We start from the raw sequence: 21,932 nt of genomic DNA on the forward strand, positions 1-21,932 counted from the left end.
CACGTCATTCGGTCGTGCTGGGAAGCCCGTTGTTTCCTGCGTCAGGGATCCCCGAGGGCGTCGGATCCCTGGTCTGGCTTGGAGCGGCTGCGGGCAGGAAGTGGCCGAAACGCCGACGCCGCCCAACCGCATGAGCGAAACGGCGGGCCTTCCCGGTCATCACCCTTCCCGGCCGGGTGCTGGTACGGCCTGGAGCAGCCTTTCCAGCTCTGTGGCGGCGTGCCCGACCGCGCCTGTCAGAGCCTCGTGATGGGGGGCGGTCAGGACACCCGCTCCCAGTCCGGCTGCGGTGGTCACCGCGTTCAGCGCGTCTGTCGCGCGGCCGTCCACAGCAGAGGCGGCGAGGGGGTGCTGCAGGGCGTCGCGTGCGGCGTAGGCGTCGAGTCGGGCGACGCCGGCGAGGGGGCGTCGAGTATCCGGGCGGTGTGGCGTCCGGCGCCGTCCAGCTCCAGGGCCGACAGGCCCGTGCGGGTCTGGAAGACGGCGGTCGGCGCATCGGGGTGGGCAAGGAGCTGGACAGATGCGTCGAGGGTGCGGTCGAGGTCAGATTCCGGGACGGGGGCGTCCCCGGGCCGGCAGTGGGCGTGCCACAGGAGGGCGACGGCTTCCTCCCACGGCTCGGTGGCCTTGGTGGTGTCGATCAGGTCGCGGGCCTGCTGGCCCAGGCCCTGCTCCATGAAGGCCATGTCCTGTCTTCAACGGCCAGGTGGATGAAGCACTTACTGATCTTTTCGTAAGTTCCGTGGATGTGGTGGGCGTGGGGTGGGAGGCTGCCGGGGTGGTCTATCGACCTTCCCCTTCGGCTGTCGGCTCCTCCCTTCCTCCTTTGTCACGGCCTCAGTTGGCGGAGGCGCGTCGGGGCCCGAGGCCCGCCCCTGTGCTGCCTCCGGTGCCGCTGAAGCCGCGCGGAAGGGTGCGCTGACCTGAGGGAATGGCTGACGGGCCAGTGACGGGTCGGCCGCCCGGCCGTCCTGCGTCGTCTTTCACAGGCTCCTCGCGCACGCTGGACGGCCGAAGGTGCCGCAAGCCCGAGGCGCTGTGCCGTACCCATTGAGGATCCGTCCATCTGTGGGCGGCTGTGGCAAGACGCGTGCCCACGCCCCGGATTGGGACACGGATCGCAGGCCGGTTCCCTGTCACGCCTTGTCGGCCCAGCTCTTGATGTCCGCCGCGGCGAGGGGGCGGGCATGCCGTGGGCCCGCGCCGCGGTCAGCTCGTGCTCGAGCTCGGCCCGGCCCGGCCTGTTTGTCCCGACCGGGGACCGAGGCCGCCGCACTGCCCATGGATGAGCTCCTCTGCGGCCTCGTCACATGCCGGACCGCCTGCATCGTGAACGTGGCGTCGACGACCGATCGGCGTTCGTGACCGAGGTGCTCACAGACTGGTCGCCTTGAGGATGTGCGTGGCGATCAGTTTGAACTGCGTCAGTTGCTTCTGGATCTCGGATCCATAGTCCGGTGCCTCGACGGTGACGGGGTAGTCCTTGTCCTGGGCCCGGTAATGGGCGGTGACCTGCTTGGACCCGGCGAAGCGCATCTCGACCCCCTCCGGCCAGTTTGTCATCAGCAGAGGACCGTACGGCTCGACCCACGAGGGAAGTACCAGGGAGGTGAACCCGCCCTTACCCGGAGGGATCCTGTCCGACGGCACGTCGGACTCGTACGCCGCCGCCCGCGGCGAGAGATTCGCGACATCAGGACCCGGTTCGTTGATGATCGCCATCGCCGTGTTCTGTGTCCGTTCCTGGAGCAGCGATGCGTGTTCCTCGACTGTCTTGCTCCGGGCGCCGAAGCGCTTCTCTTCTTGCATGGCCGACACGAGAAGCTTCATCGTCTGTTCGTCGCCACCGGCGGCCTTGCGGATGTCGGCGAGCTCCTGCTCGGACAGTGAACCACCCGTGACTTTGGCCAACTCTTCGAGGACCATGTCGTCGTCCTGGGGGCGTTCCATGGCCACGCTGAAGCTGCCGTTGCTGGGCGCTGTCAGCGAATTCGTCACCACGTTCTTGATCTGGTCGCCGCTCTTTGCGCCTCTCGCGTCGAGCACGTTCACGGCAAGCGAGGTCTCGTTGCCACGGTCGTTCGACCCAGTGTGGGCGACGCCCTGCGCGACGAGGCTCTTGCGGCCCAGGATTCCGGTGGCGTTGATGGAGCGGACCAAGTCGATCATGGCGGCTATCCGCTCGACCTGGATGACGAGATCCTCGGTGTCCTTCGCCTGCAGGTCAGCGTGGGCGCCGCTCGGGTGCTTGAGATAGTCCAGCACCTGCTGGCCGGTGGCCGTGAGGAGATGCTGGGCCAGGTCGTGTTCCTCGATCAAGAGGCTGGGGTCGCTGACTTTCGCACCGCCTACGGTGACCGCTCGCTGGACCGCCGCCGGGGGAGCCGAGTGGGTCCTGTTCGGGTGCTGGGGGTGATCAGGGCGGTGGAGGAGTCGCACGACAGCCGCGTTGCCCGCCGTGCCCTCCAGGTCCAGCAGCCGGTGCTGCGGCTGGCGGCCTTTGGCCGACGCACGCTTCACTCCGTGGGCTGCGCTGGTTTCGCTGTTCTCGCGCTCGCGCTCGCGCATGGGACCCGCTTCCCCTTTGACTGGCCAACAGCCGTTGAATGTCCGGTGCTTGCCAGATTACAAGGCTCGCCGAGCAGGATCGTTCCGACGCCGACTGCCGCGTGGGCGGCCGGGCCTCGGGTGCAGCGGGAGCCGGCTGGAGACGCGCGTCGGCCGGTGAGGAAGGTGCCGGGCGCGCAGGTCCTCCCACTGTTGCGGTGCCAGGACCCACATCTGCGTCGGCAACGGCGGGTCGCCGCGCAGCGGGATCATCTGCTCGGCGGGCACGGTGGCCTCCTGGTGGGCGGATGGCCGCGTAGTGGTCGGCGTACGGGATCCCTTCGAGTACGACGTCGAAGCCGGCGTCGAGGGCTGCGCGTGCGATGGTGGCCAGCAGGGTGATGCTGGCGCCTCGTGCGGTGTCGTGTTCCCCGAGCACGTTCCGGCGGATCACGTCCTGGCCCACGATCAAGATACCGCGGCCGGTCTCGCAGGCTCTGGGTCACGTGCGACCGGCCGGACGCCGACTCGCCGCGGATCACCACGAGGCGGTGTCCGGACGCCCGGTGGCTGTCGCAGTGGGCCCGCGACTGGACGCGCCGGTCGATGTGCCGGTCGTGCGGGCCGGCCTGTCTCGCTGTACAGCTCGCCGTTCTGGATCTTCACGATGGCCAGTCGAGGGCAGGGGACGAGCTCGTCGGGAAGGGCGGTGGGATCCCAGAATCTCCACTGGGCGCACGTTGGAACTTGGTCACGCGTGTTGGAGCGGGTGAATGTCAGTACCGGATTCGGATCATCTCCCGTTCAGCGAAAGCGCGGAAGCTGCGCGGCGGGCGGCCAGTGAGGCGCTGGACAGTGTCGGTGGTGCGGTCCTCGGCACCTTCGGCTATGGCGTGGTCCATGCCGGCGAGAAGCGCGGCGAACTCGGCGGGCACGTCGGCCGCCAGGCGGTCGCGCATCTGCTCGTAGGTCAGCCGGCGGTGGGTGATGGTCCGGCCGGTGACCTGTGTGAGGACGGCGGCGACGTCGCCGTAGCTCAGGGCTTGGGGCCCGGTGATGATCAGGTCGGTGTTCGGGGCCTGCGCCTCGGTCAGCGCATGCACGGCGACGGCAGCGATGTCGTCGGCGTCGACGAACCCGACGCGGCCTTCGCCGGTTGCCGTTCGGATGGTCCCGTCCGCTCGGATGGTCCGGGCGTGCGCATGGTCGGCGGTGAAGTTCTGCATGAACCACGAGGGCCGCAGGACCGCCCACTGGGAGAACAGGTCGGGCAGGGCCTGGTGAACCTGTCCCACGGCAGGTCCTCCGGCGGGGATCGCCGACGAGCTGAGCAGGACAGCGCGGTGGACTCCTGCGGTGCGGGCCTGCCGGAGAAAGGGCAGCATGACGGCTGCCGGATCCGGAGAGCCGATCGGCGGGATGAGATAGACCCGGTCCGCGCCTTCGAGTGCGCCCTCGAAGGACGCGGGGTCGTCCCAGTCGAACCGCACGGGACTGGCCCCGTCGACGGGGGTGGCGCGTCGGCTGGCGGCCTTGACGCGCCGGCCCGTGGCGCCCAGTCGGGCGGCGACGCGACTCCCGGTGGTGCCGGTGGCCCCGATGACCAGGGTGAAACTCTGGGATTCGCGCATCAGTTGCTCCCGGCGAAGTGAGTGGCGGGGTTCTGGACGGCGAGCGGGTTCCAGTAGTCGCGGTAGTGGGCGATGAGGCCGTTCCTGACAGTGACCACGGCGATGTAGGTCATGTCGAAGGGGCTGTCGGTGTCCACCAGACGGCCGACACCGCGCATCTCGACCACGATGGTCTCGGGGGCGGTGGTCTGATGGATCTCCACGTAGGGGAAGTCGTGAAGGTCTATGTGGTCGGGGTAGTCACGCATGTACTCGGCGACGGCCGCCTTGCCCTCCAGCCGCTTCGGCCAGCCGTCCGGCGCGAAGGGAAACTCGAAGATCCCGTTCTCGTCCCACAGGTCGACCCAGGCGGGAATGTCCTTGTCCAGCAGTGCTTGCAGGCCGTGACGGTACAGGTCCACCGGTGCGGTGTTCATGCTCATGGGGTGCTCCGTCCCGTACGATACGGACCCTGAGTCCGTTTTCATGCGTTCGACGATACGGACCCAGGGTCCGTTTTGCAATTGGAGGAACCGCATGCCCGAACGCAAGCCGCGCGCGGACGCCACTCGCAACCGGGAGGCCGTCCTTGCGGCCGCCGACGCGCTCTTCGCCCGTTGTGAGAGCCCGGAGGCGGTCACCATGGCTGACATCGCGGCAGCGGCCGGCGTCGGCAAGGCAACGCTCTTCCGCGGCTTCGGTGACCGCACCGGCCTGATCCACGCGCTCTACGAGATGCGGCTCGCACCGATCAGGCTCGCCGTCGAAGAGGGGCCACCACCTCTGGGGCCCGCCACCCCGCCACTGGAGCGCGTACTTGCCCTCCTCGACGCCGTGCTGTGCTTCAAGATCGACAACCGCCACCTCGCCCTGGCGCTGGAGGGAACCGGCGGCGACAGCCCTTACGCGGCAGAACACTACGAGCGGTGGCACAGCACGCTCCAGGCCGCACTGGAGCAGATTCCCGGGCTTGCCGACAGCGATTTCACCGCGCACGCTCTGCTTGCTGTCACCCGCGCCGACCTCGTCGAACACCTCGTCGGCCAAGAGCGGATGACTCGTGAGCAGATGCGGACTCGGCTGGCGGCCTTCACCGTCGGAGCCCTGGGAGCCCGTGTACCACTGGATCGAACAACCTGGACCGACGTCGAACACCACCAGTGAAGGCGTTCACGCCACAGCGGGCTCCGGCTGATCGACGGAACGTCGATCATGGCCGCGGTCGGCTGAGGGCTGCGGTCGTGGGATGAGTCAGCCGGCGTGGAGGATCCGAAAGCGGTCGGGTTCCGCCGGGTCCCGATCAACGACTTGGACTGGTGGCCAAGCCCATTGCCAGACGCCGATGCCCGGCGTGCGGGAGAACTGGATCGGCCCACGGGTGCCCTCGACCGCCACGCGCGGCCATGACTCGGCGACGGCCGCCCGGTCCGTGCCCTGGGAACGCAGCACCGCAGCGAGGACGGCGACGGTGTCCCAGCCCTCGAAGGCGACGAAGGAGGGCGCTTCGCCAAGCCGCTCGCGGAGCTCCTTCCCGACGCGTTCACCGAGCGGACCGAGGTGCTCGGGCAGGTAGCGCAGGAACGGGATCCCGGCGCCGTCCTCACCCAGCGCCGCGGCCCATTCGGCGAACTCCGGTTGTCCGGCCGGAGCGCCGACAAGGATCTCCGCGAGCCGCCGGTCGCCCCGGACGGCCCGGACGATCGGCACCGCCGGCTCCGGATGGCCGGCCAGCAGCAGGAGCGCCGTCGCGCCATGTTCGACGAGCGCGTCGCACAGAGCCTCGGGCGTGAGCGTCGTGTCGAGTTCGAGGACGGTGCCGCCGCGGGGAGCGAGGTGGTCCCGCAGGACGCGGGTCCCGGACGCCCAGTAGACGCTCGGCTGGGTCGCCACGGCGATCCGACGCCGTCCCGCGCGGAGGAGGAAATCCGCGTAGATCCGCCAGCCGTGGGACTGGGCCGGGGCCAGACGCGCAACCCACTCCGTCGGTTCCTCGGTGAGCGTGTCGAGCACCGCGGACGAGCAGAGAAACGGCACGCCGAGGGTGTCGGCTCGGGCGGCGGCGGCGCGGGCGACCACGCTGTGATACTCACCCACCACGGCGGCCACGCCCAGGTGGGCCAGTTCGTCCACGGCCGCCGCAGCCCGCTCCGGATCGGCCGCGGTGTCCCTGACCACCAACTCCAGTGGTCTGCCGTCGATCCCGCCGGCGCCGTTGACCTCGCGAACGGCCAGGTCGAGTCCTGCGAGCAGGTGTCGGCCCGCCTCGACCCAGCCGGGCCGCGTCAGCGGGACGAGGGCACCCAGGCGGATGGATGGCCCGTCCGTGTGCTCCGCTCCGGACGGCGATGGTGGCGTGTTCATCGGGTGGTGTCTCCCCTGGGACGATGCGGTCGCGGTCCACCCGGATCGCGCGCCGGCCGCTGACGGTGCGCGATCATCACGTCCCGCCGAGGCAGGCGCGCCCGGGTGATCATGCCGGTCATTGGATCCAACACCCGCGCCTGAAGGCAATCGAGATTTCGCTCGCTGAGCCGCCAGGCTTCATCGCCTACCAGACCACCTACACCCACGACTCCCAGGACCGCCTTTCCTACGTCCTCGAGGCCGACTCGGCGGGCGCGCGGAAGGTGTCGTGGCTCGCTACTGCGGGGAGAAAACCGCCAACCTCATCGGCCAGGACGTCAGCAGGAACACCTGCCCCGGCGGCACGACGTACACGTACGACGACGCCGGCGAGCTGACCGGGTGGAACGGCTCCACCACCGGCTGGTCCCACGACAACCTCGGCAACGAAACCACCGGCGCGAGCGCCGGCGTCCGCACGAACGAATCCTGGACCGACCACAGCCGGCTTGCCGGCATCACCACGGGCGGCAGGACCTACGACCTGGCCCACGCCTGCACCAGCAAGGCCGAACGCACCAAACTCGGCTCCACCCGGTTCCACCCGGCTGCACCACGCCGCCCTCGGCCTCGCCTCCACGACGACGAACGGTGTGGACACCGGATTCATCCGCGTACCCGCGAGCCGGCGGGCACGCCTACGCCTACGGCCCGACCGGCCTGCCGCGAGGCGCCACCGCCGAGACCCCCCCAGCCGTACCGGTACGCGGGCGCGTACGCCGACCCGACGGGTCTGTCCAAGAAGGGCCACCGCTACGGCTCCTGGGGAGCCACGGCGGGATGCTGCGCGATCTCCTGGACCGCCGGGCAGATCGCCGGCAACGCCGTCAGCGGAGGCCAGCGAGCAGACTGCTGCGGCGGCCATCCGTTGCCCCGCCACAGAACCGTGAGAAGGGGTATGCGTGCCCAACGACGGATGGTCTGTGGAGCAGCGCGCATCTGTACAAGGCCGATGCTCTTCGCTTCCATTTCCGGCCGCCCGGTCCCAGGCCCGCCCCCGGGACCGCCGGATGCGCCCCGTTGGGGACAATGGGGGCGGTCAGGCGGCGGCGAGGTGGGAGACGGGTATGGCGGGCGAGGGCGGTCCGGTGACACTGCGGGGGATCGCGGAACGGCTCGGGCTGCACGTCTCGACGGTCTCCCGGGTCCTCAACGGCCCCTCCGGTGAGCAGGGCCGCGCGGCGTCGGGCGAGACGGCACGGCGGATCCGGGAGCTGGCCGACGAACTCGGCTACCGGCCCAACCCGCACGCCACCAGCCTGCGCACCCGGCGCAGCAACCTGGTCGGGGTGCTCTTCCCGCGGCTCTCGGAGATCGTGGTGGCCACCATCTACGAGGGCGTGGAGGAGGAGGCGACCCGGCGGGGGCTCTCCACCTTCGTCACCAACACCCACGACGACCCCGCCACCCAGCGCGAGCGGATCGGAATGGTCCTGGGCCGCCGGGTGGACGGCCTCGTCATCGGCGACGCACACCTGGACGGGGCCGCCCTGGCCGACCCGGCCCTGGACGGCACGCCCTTCGTGCTCGTCAACCGCCGCACCGACACCGGCCACCCTGCGGTCACCTGCGACGACCGGCTGGGCGGGCGCCGTGTGGCCGAGCACTTCCTGGACCTGGGCCACCGTCGGGTGGCCGTCATCGCCGGTGAGCCCTTCGCCAGCACCGGCACCGACCGCACCACCGGCTTCACCGACCGATACCGCGAGGCCGGCCTGCCGTTGCCCGCCCACTGTGTGCGGCACTGCGGTTTCGACACGGCCGGCGGGCACCGGGCCGCCGCCGAGTTGCTGAGCGGCCCCGGCCGGCCGACGGCGATCTTCGCCGTGAACGACCTCGCGGCGATCGGCACCATGGGCGCCGCCCGCGACCTGGGTCTGCGGCTCGGCGAAGACCTCGCGCTGGCCGGGTTCAACGACACTCCGCTCGCCGCCGAACTGCCCGTACCACTCACCAGCGTTCGCTCGCCCATGGCCGAGCAGGGCAGACGCGCCGTGCGGCTGCTGCTGCGCCGTATGGCGGGCGAGCCCGTCGCCTCGGAGACGCTCAGGCCCGAACTGGTGGTGCGGGCCTCTTCGGGCGTGCGGATCGGGCCGCCCCCACGGTGAACGCGAGAGCGTAGAGCCGCCCCGAGCGCCATCGGTTCGCTTCCCCACGAGGTCAGCGGGCCTTGTTACCCAAACGATTGGCGCAAACGATTGGGTAGAGCATACTGGCCTCAGGACGCACGTCCGGCTACGGCGATGGGGGTGGGCTTGGTGGGGTGGTTCGGCAAGCTGCGTGGGGCGGCGCCAAGACCTCGCGCGGACTGGGCCGCGGCGCTGCGGGAGGGCAGCGCGGAGGCCGAGTCGACGGGCCGTCAGGGCAATGCGGGGGAGGCCGCCGAACGCTACGCGGACCTGGTCGCGCTGGCGGAACGCTTCCTGGGGCCGCGCGACGCCAGCACACTGGCGCTGCGGCACCAACTGGCCCACTGGACGGGCGAGTCCGGACAGCCGGAGGCCGCGGTGCACCTGTTCGGCCGGCTGATGGCCGACCGGGAGCGCATCCAGGGACCACGCCATCGGGACACCGAACTGGCCCGCCACCAACTGGCCCACTGGCACGGGCGGTCGGGCCATCCCGAGGAAGCCGTGCGCCGCTACGAGGCCATGCGCCGCTCCGCCGAGGCGGAGAACCGCACCGAGACGGCCCTCACCCTGCTGTGCGAGGTGGGCTACTGGCAGCAGAAGAGCGGCGACAACGCGGCGGCGCTGCGGGCGTTCTCCCAGATGCTGCGGACCGCGCAACGGGAACTCGGCCCCGGCCACCAGCTCGTCACCATCGCCCGCCAGCGCTACGCCGAGGTCGCCGGCGTACTGCCGTTCGGCAACGAGGGCGGCGAGGACGGCCTGCGGGACCTTCACGCGACCGCCGCCGCCGTCGAAGCCGAAGGAGACTTCCAGCGCGCAGGCCGGATGTACGGGCAGATAGCCGCGCGCTCCGAGGAACTTCACGGGGCGGACAGCCCACAGACCCTCTCCGCACGCGTCCGGCAGGCGAAGGCGGCGGTCGCGGCGGAGGACTACGAGACGGCCGTCGACTCCTTCGGAAAAGTACTAGCGTGCATGGAACTGCAAGGCCAGGGGCCGGGTTCGCCGGAGTACGACATCCTCCGCGGACAGCGCGACGAACTCGCCCGCATGGCCCGGCGCCCGGTGCTCCGCATCGACGAACCGACCGCGACGCTGTTGGGGGATGCCGTGCGGGCGGCGCCGGAGGCGGCATGCGCGGTGCTGGCCCGCGAGGCCGACGGCTCCCAAGCGCCCCGCCTCGCCGTCGTGAACGACGGCCCGGACGACGTGACATGGCGCGTGTGGGACGCGCAGCACTGGGCGGCCGTGCTACAGGGCCTGTCCCGGCAGGGATGTGAGGCGAAGGCCCTCTGCTTCGCCCACGGTGACCCGCAACCGACCCCCGAAGAGGCCGCCGTATGCGAGCGGTTGGGGCTGCCGGCCGTCTACGTGTCCTGCCCGAGCGACGAGAACGTACAGATCGAGGCCTACGTCTTCCAGGAGGGCGAACCGGTGCCGGTACGGGTCGTCGTGGTGCGGCACGAGCAGCCCGCGACCGGTGAACAGGCCGCGCGCAAGCGGGCGTCCGCAGGCGCCGCGGACGGCCGGATCGCGGTGCACCCGCACGCGGCGGCCATCGGGACCTGGCGGGAGATGGAACGGGCCCGGCCCAACCCGGTCGTGGACCAGCCAGGAGCCTTCGGCACGTACGAGGTGCTGGAGTGCGTCGGCGAGGGCGGCTTCGGGCGTGTCTACCTGTGCCAGGACCCCGACGGTCTGATGGTCGCCGTCAAGACGCTGCACGCCCACCTCGCGGCGGCTCCCGCTGTCAAGCGGGGCTTCGCCCATGAGGTGCGGGCGGCCCAGCGGGTCGACGGGCGGTTCACCGTGCCGGTGATCGCCGCGGACACCGACGGTCCGACGCCGTGGATGGCGGTGCCGTACGTGGCCGCCCCCTCCTTGCAGGAACTCGCGGAGCACTGCGGGCGGTTGGAAACCGACCTGGTACGCACGCTGGGGGCGGGCATCGCCGTCGCCCTGAGCGCCATCCACGCCGAGGGCATCGTGCACCTCGACCTCAAGCCGGCCAACGTCCTGCTGACCGAGGACGGCCCGCGCGTCATCGACTTCGGCATCGCCCAGATCGAACGGCTCACCGAGCCACGACGCGGCTTCGCCGGCACCTACGCGTACGCCTCCCCCGAACAACTGCGCGAGCAGCCCACGTTCACGCCGGCCAGCGATGTGTTCTCCCTCGGCACCGTCCTCGCCCGCCTCGCGCTGGGGCGCAGCCCCTGGGGACAGGACGCGCCGTCCGTGGTCGCCGCCATCCGGGCCGGCACACCCGATCTCGCCGGTCTGCCCCAGGCCCTCCAGAAGGTGATCCGGGCCTGCCTCCGCCCCGACCCGGAACAGCGGCCGACGGCCCGCGACGTGGCCGAGATCCTGGTGCCCGGAGCCGCCGAGGGCAGCATCGCCCCGCCGCTCCTGTCCGAACAGGCACGCACCCTGGTCGCGGAACACGCCACCGTGCCCGCGACCCGCCACTACCGGACACTCGCCCACACCCGAGCCCACGCCTCCGAAGACACCACATGGGCCGTGCCCCAGCCCTCCCGCACGCCCGCCGCTCCCGGCGCGGTGGCCCTTGAGGAGCCGACCGAGCCGGCCGTCGACACCGCGGCCACCACACCGGCGCCGGACACCGCCCCTTCCGGCGAGCGGAGGCTGGACGAGGCGGCCGAGGAGCTGGCGGCCCGAGTCCTTCGCTGGGAGCGTGGGCAGGAGGGGAAGTCCATGGCGGAGACGCGCCGCGGCTGCGGCACCTTCCTCGGCGAGGCCGAGGCGCGACTGGGCGCACGGCACCCACTGACCCTGCGTCTGCGGGTCTCCCACGCCATGCTCGGCTGCGACCAGCCCGGCGGGGTACGCGACGCCGAACGGGTGCTGAACGACGCCACCACCGACCTCGGTGAAACCCACCCCACCGTCCGGGACGCCCGCACACTGCTGGCGGTGCTGAAGTCAACAGGCGCGGGCTGACCCGCGCGGTGTTGTGGTCCTGACGGTTGCGGACCCCGGAGCAGGACGGCCCCTCTGCGGTGCACCGTCGGACGCACAGGAGGACCAGCCGTCCTGCTCGTCCCCGGATGGTCCAGGGCGTCCGCAGGCTGCTGGTGCGCAACGGCTGGTCCTGCCGAATCCCGGCCCGACGCGCCAGCGAGCGGGACGACGAGGCGGCGGCCGGCCGGGCCAAGGAGGTGTGGCCCTGCGGATGACTCGCGGTGGTGAGTGGAGGCTGGCCCGACTTCGAGGACGAAGCCGGATTCTCCATGACGCCGCCGCGTGCCAGGACCCGGTCGAGGCGCGGCCGCACCCCGGTGGTGCGAGTCCGCGGCCGATTCCGCAGACGTATCTCCATCGCAGCGCCGACCTGCTGGCAACCGGTCACCGGTCCATGTCAGGACTGGTACGTGGCCAGGAACGGCAGGAGGACGTCGGCCATCTCGTCGGGTACTTCTTCCGCGAGGTCGTGACCGGCGTCGAACACGTGCCCGGTGACGTGGTGGGCCATGCGTCGCATCTGGGACTCGTTGCGGTCACCGATGAACGCGGATCCGCCGAGCGCCAGGACCGGGATGTCCAGCTTCTTCTGCGCGGCCCGCCGGTTCTGTTCGGCGTCGACAAGCATGGCCCGGTAGACCGCGAGCATCGCGCGGATGCCGCCTGGCATGGAGTAGCAGCGCACGTATTCGTCGATCGCGTCGGGGGTGGCGCTGTCGGGTCGGCTGCGCTCGGACTTGATCATGTAGGTGATCAGTTCCCGCTCGTGACCGGCGATCAGCATCTCGGGTACGTCGGGCTGGAAGTAGAAGCCCAGGTGCCACAGGTGCATGCCGCCGGCGACGTTCTCCGCGGTGAGGGCCGTGTGGTCCTCGAAGCCGAACCCGGGGAACAGGGCCTCGGCGAACACGAGGGCGGTGACGCGGTCGCGGTGGCGGGCGGCGAGCTGGTAGCCGATCACCGCTCCCCAGTCCTCGCCCACCACGGCGTACGCCCGGTGTCCGAGGTGATTCATCAGCGCGGCGATGTCGTCGCTCATCGTCGCCGAGTCGTAGCCGTCCGAGGGGCGGGCGGAGTCGCCGAGACCGCGAAGATCGGGGGCGACGACGGTGTAGTGGGCAGTCAACTTCGGGAGGAGGTGGCGCCAGTGGTAGCTGGTCTTGGGCACGCCGTGCAGGAGCACCACGGCGGGGCCGGACCCGGCTGTTCGGTAGTGCAGACTCGTTCCGTTCACGGCGGCCCTGCCCGTGCGGACCGGCGTTCCTTCATGGTCGGACATCATGTCTTTCAACCTTCCTGCTTCTTGTTGTGGGTGGCGACGCGGGTGTCAGTGGGCTTGCGGAGGGTCGACGAGGGTCACCAGACGGCGCTGTCCACTGCCGCCGGAAGGCGTGGGAACGGCGGAACGGCCGACGGGGCGCAGGGTGAGGTTCTCCGGGTAGAGGCGGCCGAGCAGCGCCAGTACGACGAGGTCGTCCTGGCCGGTGGCGTCCAGGGTGACGTCGCCTGCCTGCGTCCACACCAGTCCCGGGGCGCGCAGTGCGGACCAGGCGTCGGCGGTGTCGGGCGGGTCGCCCGCGGCGGGGTCCTCGCGGTGGGTGAAGCGGTGGCCGCGCAGGGCCTGGCCGAGGTCGACGTGGGCGGTGGTGCCGTCGTGGGTGACCTCGATGCGGGCGGTCCGGACCCCGTCGGCGGCCGTCGCGGTGAGGGTGCGGGCGGTGAGCCGTCCGGACGTGGGGGTGGCGGGCGGCAGGTTCTCGACGAGGGTGCGGGGTGCGGCGTAGTAGTCCCGTATCTCCGGGACGTACGTGGCGGTTTCAGCGACGGCCGGGTCCGGGCGCCAGGTCAGCAGGTACCGGGGTGCGGTCAGGGCTGGCCGGTCGAGGACGGCGGGCAGGGCGGTGCCGCCACTTGCCTCGAAGCCGTAACCGGCCGGGCCGGAGGTGCCGGTGACGACGTGGCGGGCGAAGGCCACGATGCTGGAGTGCCGGATCTGCCGGACCAGGAGTTCGGTGAGGAACGCGTCGCGGGCCGGTTCGGTGTGCCGAAGTCCGGTCGGGGTGATCAGGAGCGGGACGTCCTGCCAGTTGGTGAAGGGCAGCAAGGCGTCGCGCAGCAGGACGATCTGGTGGAGCCACTCGTTGTAGAGCTGCATCGTGACCGGTCCACCGCGACGCCCGAGGAGCAGATCGGCCGCGGGCGGGGTGAGCAGGTGGCCGTAGCAGTGGCTGCGGACGACCAGAGGGCCGGCGGGCAGCGGTACCGGATCGGTGAGCAGCCTGTCCAGCGCCTCGGTGGCCCAGGAGGCGAGCTGCCGGCCGATCGTCTCGGCCTGCCTGCCCAGTTCGCGTGCTGCCGAGGCGCTGTCCGGACCGAGGAGCAGGGGGAGGGAGGTCTCCCGGGTGCCGAGGGCGAGTGTCGCGTGGATCTGGCCCTCCAGTACCTCGCTGTCGGCGCTGGTGAGGGCGTTGTCGTCGACAACGCCCTGGAGCAGCGGTGCGGTGGCGGTGAGGAACTCCCGGGCGGTCAGGGTGGTGCCGGCCGCGGGGAAGGTGTTCCAGCGGCTTCCGCCGAGAGCGGGTGTACCCGGGACGGGTGCGGGGGGCATGGGGTCCTCCGATGTCTTGGATTGCAGCGCGGCGGGGCCGCCGGAGCCCGTGTCCGGGCGAGCATCCGATTTTTCTGTATCGTGCGTTACAGATTCTGGGCATGAAAAAGTCAGTCGAGGGCGGCCAGCGCGACCTCCACGAGGGGTTCGAGGGCGCGGACGTCCGGCGTGACCTTCGAGGAGACCAGCAGGCCGTTGAGGAAGGTGACGAGGAAAGCGGCGAGAGTGTACGGGTCGCGCTCCGTCGCGATCTCGCCCCGCTCCGCCGCGGCCCGCAGCACTTCGGCGAGCGCGTCCCGGCTGGCGTCCTGCATGTCGCGCACGGTGCGCCGGGTCGCCGCGTCCTCCGGCAGGCGCTCGCAGGCGGCGTTGACCGCCAGGCAGCCCCGGCCGTCGTGGTCCGCGGCGATCCGGACCCGCTCGACCAGCATGGTGCGGATCGCCGAGCGGGCGTCCGTCCCCTCCTCCAGGCTGCGCAGGGCGGCCGCCGCGAGGGTGGTGCGGTAGTGCTCCAGTGCCGCCCGGTACAGGCCGTCCTTGCCGCCGAACGCGGCGTACAGGGAGCCCTGTCCGATCCCCAGGTGCCCGGTCAGATCGCGCACCGAGGTGGCCTCGTAGCCGCGCGTCCAGAACAGCTCCATCGCGCGGCTCACCGCCGCCTCCGTGTCGAACTCCCGGGTCCTTGCCATGGCCCAACCGTAGCCTATGTGGATCGCTCGCTCAAGAAAGGGCCCGTGGTCGCCCAGTCCTTCGCTGACCTGCAAGCAGGCGGCCTCACGACACTCGTCGCCGGCATCCTTGGCCCTCACGGCCACTCGTCGCCGGCACCCTTGGCGGTGTCCGGGCCGCGCAGCGGACGCAGGCCCGCTGCCTCGGCCGACCCGTCGTCCTCCGGTCCAGGACCTCGACGGTGGCGACCGCCGGGGCGCCCGCCGTGCGCGGCACGGGCCTCCTCCACGGCCGCTCGCAGTGGAGCCAAGGACGTCGCCCTCGGGTGACACTCGCCTCCCGCTACGAGGTCATCGGTGGATCGGTGCGGGCATCGTAGGCGGCGCGGGCGTCGTCGATCCGGGCGAGGTGCGCGACGCTCCATTCGAGCAGCGGTGCGGTGGCCTCGCGCAGGGTGACACCCATCTCGGTGAGCTCATAGCTGACGTGCGGCGGCATCACGCCGTGGACGGTGCGGGTCAGGATTCCGTCGCGCTCCAGGCCGCGCAGCGTCACGGTGAGCATGCGCTGACTGATGCCGTCGATGGCCCTTTTGAGCTCGGTGAAACGGCGCGGTCCATCCCTGAGATGGCGCACGACCAGCAGCGACCACTTGTCTCCGACGATGTCGAGCACCACCCGGGTCCGGCACGCATCGCCGGGCCGCGCCACCGACTGCGGAGCACCCTGTGCCGCGTCCATGGTTACCTCCAGAGAACCGAGGCACCGAAAAGTGCCTTATTGCCTGCGGCGCGTCGTGTGCACCAGCATGCTCTTGGTACTCAAACAGTACCGAGGCACGAAAAGTAACCGCCAGAGCCGCGACTTCCGGCGGCATGCGCGTGACCGTGCCTTTCTGCTCCCGCGAAGGAAGATCGATGTCCACGTTTCTGCTCATACACGGCGCTTGGCACAGCGGACGGTGCTGGGAGCGGGTGGTACCGCTGCTGGAAGCCGCCGGGCACCGGGTGCTCGCGCCGTCCCTGACCGGCTACGGCGACAAGGCACACCTGCTCGGTCCGGAAGTGGGTCTCGACACGCACGTCGACGACGTGGTCGGGCTGATCACCAGGGAGAACCTCAGCGACGTCGTACTCGTCGGCCACAGCTACGCAGGGCTGGTGATCTCCTCCGCGGCCCACCGGATTCCGGAACGCATCGCGCACCTGGTCTACCTCGACGCGATGGTCCCGGAGGACGGCGAGTCCGCAGTCGACGTCCAACCCGTGACACGGCGGCTGATCGAGCTCGCCGAGGAGTCGGAGAGCGGCTGGCGCGTGCCGCCGATGCCCGAACAGCCCGCGCCCTTCGGACTGTTCGGCGTCACCGACCCGGCTGACGTCGCCTGGCTGCACGGGATGCTCTCGGACCAGCCGGTGCGCTGTCTCCAGCAGCCGGTGCGACTGGGCAACCCGGCTGCTGACGCGATTCCGCGCACGCACATCCACAATGTCGGCGCCATGCCGGAGGGCATCACCCGTCGCCCCGTTCCCCCGATCCAGCCCAACGGCACTGCCGCCCAGGTCTGGGAGCTGCCCACCGGCCACGACTGCATGATCACCATGCCGACCGAACTCAGCGACCTGCTCCTCAAACTCGCCTAGCCAGGGCTGTCGTCGATGTGTCACGCCCACATCAGGAGCGAGGCGAGGGAGACAGTTGCCCGGTTGGTAGGACTCTGTGAGAAGCAGCGCTCCACCACGTTGCGCTCGGCCGACCCACGGGTTGGCCGGCAGCCAGGTGGTCAATCCGGCATCTACTGCGGCGGTTTCACGGGGCTGCTTGACTCTCCCACGAAGGGAGAGTCGAGGGTGGAGCACATGCGTATGGAAGACGTGTCGCGGCCTACGTGGAGCATCGGGGCCGTGGCACGGCAGACCGGGCTGCCGGTGAAGGTGGTCCGGCACTGGTCGGACGTGGGTGTCGTAGCGCCGGTCGGACGGACCGCCGGCGGCTACCGCCGCTACGACACAGACGGTGTCGCCCGGTTGCAGATGGCCCGGACGCTGCGGGACCTGGGGCTGAGCCTTGGAGAGATCCGGGCCGCTCTGGACCGCGAGAGCGGGCTCGCGGACGTGGCCGCCGCGCACGTCAAGGCCCTGGAGGCGCAAATCCGCCGGCTACGGACCCACCAAGCCGTCCTGCGCAACGTCACCCGTCACACCACCCGAGAAGGACTCGCTCTGATGACCCGCACCGCCCACATGTCCCTCGACCAGCGCCGCAGGCTCATCCACGACTTCCTCACCGACACCCTCGGCGATCTGGACGTGCCCCAGTTCCACGAGGGGCTCCGCGCCGCCGGCGCGGACCTTCCCGAGGAGCCCACGGACGAGCAGGTCGAAGCCTGGCTGGAGCTGGGCGAGCTGGTAGCCGGAGGGGAACTGCGCCCGGCCATGCGGCGCATGGCCCGGTACACCGCCCGCCAGGGGCAGGCAGGGCAGGACCCCGACCCCGCAGCGGCGGCAGAGATGCGCGCGCTCACCGACCTGTGGACCGCCCGCGCCCGCGAGGCGATGCAGGCCGGCATCGCAGCCGACTCTCCCGCAGCCGACGCGGTCGTCGCCGGCATCGTCGCCGCCTGGCTGCCCAGCGGCGCCAACAACGACCCCGGCGTGACCGCCGACGGCGCCGAAGCACGCTCCCTCCTGCACGAGCAGCTCACCGCCGGCTCCGAACCCGCGGTCGAGCGCTTCTGGCAGCTCCTGTGCGTCCTCGGCGGTCAGCCCGTGCCCGCCTCAATCGCCGCGGAAGGACAGTGGCTGGCCACCGCCCTGCGCGCCAACCCCGCGCCCGGCGCACGCGACTCCCGGCTCGGAGTTCTCTACGCGCAGGACGCCGACCCCTGGCCGGACGGTGTCCTGAACGCGTTCACACGTGTCCAGGACACCGTCGGCGCACTCGTGCGCGCGACGGCGCCGGAGCAGTTCGACCTGCCGACCCCCTGCGAAGACTGGACCGTACGGGATCTGCTCGACCATCTGGTGTGGGAGAGCATCATGTGGGGCGGCCTGGCCCAGGACGTACCACCCACCGACGGCCACACGGAAGACCACCTCGGCGACGACCACGTCGCAGCCTTCGAAGCAGCCGCCACCACCGCTCGCGCAGCGTTCCGGCAGCCCGGCATGCTGGACCGCTCCTTCGGCCCCGCCTCGGGCCGGCGCGTGGTCGAGCAACTCCTGATCGAGCTGCTCGTCCATGGCTGGGACCTCGCGGCCGCGCTCGGCCGCGACCGTGAGTTGGAGCCCGACATCGCGCGCGTCGCCCTGCCTGTGGTTCAGGAGGTGTACGGCGATCTGCCCCGCACCGCCGGCGGCTCCTTCGCCTCAGCCGTGCCCGCCCCACAGAACGCCCCGGCCCTGGACCACGTGGCCGCGTTCCTCGGCCGTCGCATCCCGGACTGAACCGGCGCCCGGACACCCGGCTGTCGCGCACTGTGCCTGAATCTGTGCGCGAGACAGGTGATCCGTTGCTGCCATGGTGGCGTCGGTGAGCTTCGCAGGGTGGTCGGCTCGGGCCCCGGCGGGCCGGTGGCTGGGTCCGGTTTCCTTCCGTCACGGAGGACTGCGTCGCGACTCAGCCCCGCTCCTTCGACGCGTTGCCCTCGATGGCTTCGACGACCTTCTTCGCCGTGGCCTTGGCCGAGCCCGGGTTCTGGCCGGTGACGAGGTTGCCGTCGGTCACGACGTAGGAGACGAACGGCAGTGTCGCCTTCTCGTAGCGCGCGCCGCGTTCTCTGGCCTGCTCCTCGGCGTTGTAGGGGACGAGCTTGTCGACGCGGGCGAGGACCTCCTCGGTCCAGGCGAAGCCTGTCATCCTGCGGCCGGCGATGAGATAGGAGCCGTCGGAGAGCGCCGCCGGCCGGGCTGACGATCGTCTGCTCGTAACCGTGCTCCTCGAAGACGTGCCAGGCGTGCGTGAGCTCGGAGAGCCACAGGCCGGTGCTGTGGGAAGGGTCGTCGTAGTGGCCGACGTTGGTGACGACGTCGAGGACGCGCTTGGTCATGGCTGGTCTTCCTTCATGCGGAGCGGGTTCGCGAGGCGACGGCGTCGCAGCCGGAGCCAGTGGCCGGTCGGCGGACGCCCAGGGCACGCGGCGTCCTGACCGCCCGGGAGGGCACAAGACGCGCACGGTCCTCGTCATCGCCTCTTCTTGTCCACCTCGGTGACACGCTGGCACCAGCCAGTGACCAGGTGCCCGAAGGCTCGGCCGACGACCACATCGGGTGGGGCCGCACCATCCACGTCAAGGAGACCTCATGCAGACCGTTCTCGGCGCCGGCGGACCCATCGCCGACGAGCTCGCGAACGAGCTCCACCGCAATCACACCAAGGACATCCGCCTCGTCAGCCGCAAGCCGTCGAGGGTGAACGACACCGACGAGCTGATGGCCGCGGACCTCACCGACGCCGACGCCACCGGCCGAGCCGTCGCAGGCAGCGACATCGCCTACCTCACCGTCGGCCTGCCCCTGGACTCGGAGCTGTGGGAGCGGCAGTTCCCCGTCATGATGCGCAACGTCATCGACGCCTGCGCCGAACACGGCACGAAGCTCGTCTTCTTCGACAACACCTACATGTATCCCGGAACGCCGACGCCTCAGACCGAGTCGACGGCATTCGCGCCGGGCGGACGCAAGGGAGGGGCCCGCGCACGGATCGCCACCATGCTGCTCGACGCCATGCGGGCCGGACGTGTCGAAGCGCTGATCGGCCGCGCGCCCGAGTTCTACGGCCCCGGCCGCACGAAGAGCTACACGAACTCGTTGGTGTTCGACCGGATCAAGGCAGGCAAGCGGCCGTTCGTCCCCGTCGACGCCCGTGCCAGGCGTTCCCTGATCTGGACCCCCGACGCGAGCCGCGCTCTCGCCCTGCTCGGCAACACTCCTGATGCCTACGGCCAGACGTGGCACCTGCCCGTCGACCCGCACCGGAAGTCCTACGCCGAGCTCATCGGGATCGCCGGCGAGGTCACCGGCCGAAAGGTCGGCTACACGGTGCTGCCGATGCTCGCCTTCCGCCTGACGCGCCGCTTCGTCAAGCCGCTCGACGAGATGTACGAACTGCTCGACCGCTACCGGGACGACAACATCTTCGACAGCTCGAAGTTCGCGGCCCGGTTTCCCGACTTCCAGATCACGAGCTATCGGGAGGGAGTGGAGCGGATCTTCGCCGGCTGACCCGTCCACAGCTTCCTGGACCTCCCCTTCGAGTGCCGCCGACTCGGCCGGCCGGCAGTCCGTGGCGCGACCGGACCGCCGGACCGCACCTGTGGCAGCGGAAGCCGCTGGGTCAGAACAGCGAACAGCCGTTGCGGGTGCACTTCTCCTTCTTCAGGGTCGCTGTGTCGCTGTTCAGGAAGATCGTGACCTCCTGGACACCGCCCGGGAGAGCTATGCGCAGCTCTTTGCCGAAGCCCTGGTTCGACCCGCCGGGCTGGTCGTAGGCGCTGCAGTACGGGCCGTCGTGGACATCGCCGTTCCAGCCCGTGACGCATATTCGTCTGGGGCCGCTCACCGCGTGGACGGCGGCAGAAACGCTGGCGGTGTAGCCGTCGGTGAAGTGAATGGTCCCCGAGGTGGTGGTGGCGCCGTAGGACATGCCGAAGTCCATGTCCACGGCGCTGGCGGTGGCGTGTGCCGGCGCGGCGCCGAAAGCGATCGTTGCGACTGCCGCAGCGGCCACCGTCGTGAAGGTTCTGCGCATGTGGCCCCTTCTTCCTCGAACGAGCTCTGAGCGAGCGGGAATCTCCACGGCGGATCGTTGCGGAAGGCGATGAACAACCCATGACGTGCACACGGCAGTGTGTGGAAATGTCAGTACCGCTTGTCAGCACCGCTCATCCAGCCACCCCCGGGCTCGTTGTCATCAGGGGCAGACCGGGCCGGTTCGTGTTCCCCGCAGGCACTGAGAGCGTTCTTCCTCGGTGAAATCCCGGTGGAGGGCATGGCAGATCTGCTGGCCGGACTCAGCGCCAACGGCAAACCGCCCACGGTCGGTCCGCCGCGGCCGACGAACGGCCTTCCCCTCTGTCGGCCCGAGGCGATGTCCCCCGTCCGAGCCGCACCGTCGCCGCGGGCCGAGACCAGCGTCCGGCCGTCCGGAGCGAACGCGAGGGCGTCCCGGTCTCGAGCCGCAGACCGAACGGAGCTGGACCGGACGCTCAGCCGTCCAGCCGCGAGCGGATCTTCCCCAGCACGTCAGCGGCGTGCGCGTCGAGGAAGAAGTGGCCGCCGGAGTACGTGTTCAGCTCGAAGCCGCCGGTGGAGAAGGCCTCCCAGGCCTGCGCCCCGGCCGCGGACACCTGTGGGTCCGCGTCACCGGTGAACACCACCAGCGGGCAGGACAGTGGCGGGCCCGGGGTGTGGCGATAGGTCTCCACCGCCCGGTAGTCGTTGCGGATGGCGGGCAGGAGCATCTCCACCACGTCCGGGTCCTCCAGCAGGGCGCCCGCAGTGCCGCCCAGCTCCCGTACCTTGTCGAGCAACCCCGCGTCGCTGCGCAGGTGCACGCCCTCGTCACGCGAGAGCGAGGGCGCGGCGCGCCCGGAGGCGAAGAGGGCGACCGGCTTGATCCCCTCCTGCTCCAGCCTGCGGGCGACCTCGTAAGCCACCAGCGCACCCATGCTGTGGCCGAAGAGGGCCAGCGGCCGGTCGGCCCACTGGCGCAGCTCCGCCACCAGCACGTCGGCCAGTTCGGTGACGCTGGGGACGAACGGCTCCTTGCGCCGCTCCTGCCGGCCCGGGTACTGGACCGCCAGCACGTCGGCCACAGCCGAAAGCTGCCGCGAGACCTGGAAGAAGTAGCTGGCGGCGCCGCCCGCATGCGGGAAGCACGCGAGACGGACGCCCGCCGCGGAGGAGTGGAAGCGCCGGATGGAACTGCCGGAGCTTTCCGTCGTCTCGGTCATGGTTGTGCTGACTCCCTGATGATCGG

General features: G+C 70.7%; 19 protein-coding genes and 2 pseudogenes. 8 read left to right on the forward strand and 13 right to left on the reverse strand.

The features are described 5' to 3' along the window. Positions 1 to 302: 302 nt before the first annotated feature. From IG88_RS0127875 to IG88_RS0127890, 4 genes are all read right to left on the reverse strand, one after another. Positions 303 to 686 (reverse strand): hypothetical protein, encoded by a 384-nt coding sequence (locus IG88_RS0127875; RefSeq protein ID WP_031046894.1) that lies wholly within the window; start codon positions 684 to 686, stop codon positions 303 to 305. Positions 687 to 1,374: 688 nt separating this feature from the next. Continuing rightward, entirely contained in the window at positions 1,375 to 2,568 is a 1,194-nt protein-coding gene (locus IG88_RS0127880; RefSeq protein ID WP_031046897.1) for a hypothetical protein, read from the reverse strand. Between the two features lie 755 nt (positions 2,569 to 3,323). Continuing rightward, entirely contained in the window at positions 3,324 to 4,178 is an 855-nt protein-coding gene (locus IG88_RS0127885) for an NAD(P)H-binding protein (protein WP_031046900.1), read from the reverse strand. Next, a complete protein-coding gene (locus IG88_RS0127890; RefSeq protein WP_031046902.1) occupies positions 4,178 to 4,600 on the reverse strand; it encodes a nuclear transport factor 2 family protein in 423 nt (140 codons plus the stop codon). Before IG88_RS0127890 ends, IG88_RS0127885 begins: the two co-directional genes overlap by 1 nt. 94 nt (positions 4,601 to 4,694) lie before the next feature. On the opposite strand from IG88_RS0127890, the gene IG88_RS0127895 reads away from it, so the two are divergent. Then, entirely contained in the window at positions 4,695 to 5,321 is a 627-nt protein-coding gene (locus IG88_RS0127895) for a TetR/AcrR family transcriptional regulator (RefSeq protein WP_051852096.1), read from the forward strand. An 87-nt stretch (positions 5,322 to 5,408) separates the two neighbouring features. On the opposite strand, the gene IG88_RS0127900 is transcribed toward IG88_RS0127895, so the two are convergent. Both IG88_RS0127900 and IG88_RS43495 read right to left on the reverse strand, forming a co-directional pair. Further along, positions 5,409 to 6,518, reverse strand: a complete 1,110-nt coding sequence (locus IG88_RS0127900; protein WP_031046906.1) for an ABC transporter substrate-binding protein — start codon at positions 6,516 to 6,518, stop codon at positions 5,409 to 5,411. Between the two features lie 279 nt (positions 6,519 to 6,797). Then, on the reverse strand, positions 6,798 to 7,025 hold the full coding sequence (locus IG88_RS43495) for a hypothetical protein (RefSeq protein ID WP_031046909.1): 228 nt from the start codon (positions 7,023 to 7,025) through the stop codon (positions 6,798 to 6,800). A gap of 602 nt (positions 7,026 to 7,627) precedes the next feature. Here IG88_RS43495 and IG88_RS0127910 point away from each other — a divergent pair. The 4 genes and pseudogenes from IG88_RS0127910 to IG88_RS44520 form a co-directional block, all read left to right on the forward strand. Further along, positions 7,628 to 8,668, forward strand: a complete 1,041-nt coding sequence (locus IG88_RS0127910; protein ID WP_031046911.1) for a LacI family DNA-binding transcriptional regulator — start codon at positions 7,628 to 7,630, stop codon at positions 8,666 to 8,668. Positions 8,669 to 8,809: 141 nt separating this feature from the next. Further along, a complete protein-coding gene (locus IG88_RS40400; protein ID WP_158854094.1) occupies positions 8,810 to 11,656 on the forward strand; it encodes a protein kinase domain-containing protein in 2,847 nt (948 codons plus the stop codon). Between the two features lie 107 nt (positions 11,657 to 11,763). Next, a complete protein-coding gene (locus IG88_RS41735) occupies positions 11,764 to 11,892 on the forward strand; it encodes a winged helix-turn-helix domain-containing protein (protein WP_107452315.1) in 129 nt (42 codons plus the stop codon). Between the two features lie 24 nt (positions 11,893 to 11,916). After that, a pseudogene (locus IG88_RS44520) lies at positions 11,917 to 12,060 on the forward strand (IS630 family transposase); the annotation flags it as partial. Between the two features lie 14 nt (positions 12,061 to 12,074). On the opposite strand, the gene IG88_RS0127925 reads toward IG88_RS44520, so the two are convergent. The 4 genes from IG88_RS0127925 to IG88_RS0127940 form a co-directional block, all read right to left on the reverse strand. After that, on the reverse strand, positions 12,075 to 12,959 hold the full coding sequence (locus tag IG88_RS0127925) for an alpha/beta fold hydrolase (RefSeq protein ID WP_031046917.1): 885 nt from the start codon (positions 12,957 to 12,959) through the stop codon (positions 12,075 to 12,077). Between the two features lie 45 nt (positions 12,960 to 13,004). Beyond that, on the reverse strand, positions 13,005 to 14,285 hold the full coding sequence (locus IG88_RS0127930; RefSeq protein ID WP_031046920.1) for a hypothetical protein: 1,281 nt from the start codon (positions 14,283 to 14,285) through the stop codon (positions 13,005 to 13,007). Between the two features lie 110 nt (positions 14,286 to 14,395). Then, positions 14,396 to 14,974, reverse strand: coding sequence for a TetR/AcrR family transcriptional regulator (locus tag IG88_RS0127935; RefSeq protein ID WP_031046924.1), 579 nt, complete (start codon positions 14,972 to 14,974; stop codon positions 14,396 to 14,398). 322 nt (positions 14,975 to 15,296) lie between these two features. Beyond that, positions 15,297 to 15,695 carry a winged helix-turn-helix transcriptional regulator gene (locus IG88_RS0127940; RefSeq protein ID WP_031046927.1) on the reverse strand — a complete coding sequence of 133 codons (399 nt, stop codon included), beginning with the start codon at positions 15,693 to 15,695 and terminating at the stop codon, positions 15,297 to 15,299. Between the two features lie 176 nt (positions 15,696 to 15,871). On the opposite strand from IG88_RS0127940, the gene IG88_RS0127945 reads away from it, so the two are divergent. Then, complete coding sequence (locus IG88_RS0127945; RefSeq protein ID WP_031046930.1) at positions 15,872 to 16,597, forward strand: alpha/beta hydrolase; 726 nt, start codon at positions 15,872 to 15,874, stop codon at positions 16,595 to 16,597. A 261-nt stretch (positions 16,598 to 16,858) separates the two neighbouring features. After that, on the forward strand, positions 16,859 to 18,400 hold the full coding sequence (locus IG88_RS0127950) for a TIGR03086 family metal-binding protein (RefSeq protein WP_234332330.1): 1,542 nt from the start codon (positions 16,859 to 16,861) through the stop codon (positions 18,398 to 18,400). A 172-nt stretch (positions 18,401 to 18,572) separates the two neighbouring features. Here IG88_RS0127950 and IG88_RS45340 read toward each other — a convergent pair. Continuing rightward, positions 18,573 to 19,002 (reverse strand): annotated as a pseudogene (locus IG88_RS45340) (hypothetical protein). 253 nt (positions 19,003 to 19,255) lie between these two features. On the opposite strand from IG88_RS45340, the gene IG88_RS0127960 reads away from it, so the two are divergent. Beyond that, on the forward strand, positions 19,256 to 20,176 hold the full coding sequence (locus tag IG88_RS0127960) for an NAD-dependent epimerase/dehydratase family protein (protein WP_031046937.1): 921 nt from the start codon (positions 19,256 to 19,258) through the stop codon (positions 20,174 to 20,176). A 112-nt stretch (positions 20,177 to 20,288) separates the two neighbouring features. On the opposite strand, the gene IG88_RS43500 is transcribed toward IG88_RS0127960, so the two are convergent. Both IG88_RS43500 and IG88_RS0127970 read right to left on the reverse strand, forming a co-directional pair. Further along, positions 20,289 to 20,702 (reverse strand): hypothetical protein, encoded by a 414-nt coding sequence (locus IG88_RS43500; RefSeq protein ID WP_031046939.1) that lies wholly within the window; start codon positions 20,700 to 20,702, stop codon positions 20,289 to 20,291. Positions 20,703 to 21,159: 457 nt separating this feature from the next. Further along, positions 21,160 to 21,906 (reverse strand): thioesterase II family protein, encoded by a 747-nt coding sequence (locus tag IG88_RS0127970; protein WP_031046941.1) that lies wholly within the window; start codon positions 21,904 to 21,906, stop codon positions 21,160 to 21,162. Between the last annotated feature and the right edge of the window lie 26 nt (positions 21,907 to 21,932).

This window comes from Streptomyces sp. NRRL F-5650, from assembly GCF_000721365.1.
GTDB classification, from domain to species: domain Bacteria; phylum Actinomycetota; class Actinomycetes; order Streptomycetales; family Streptomycetaceae; genus Streptomyces; species Streptomyces ardesiacus.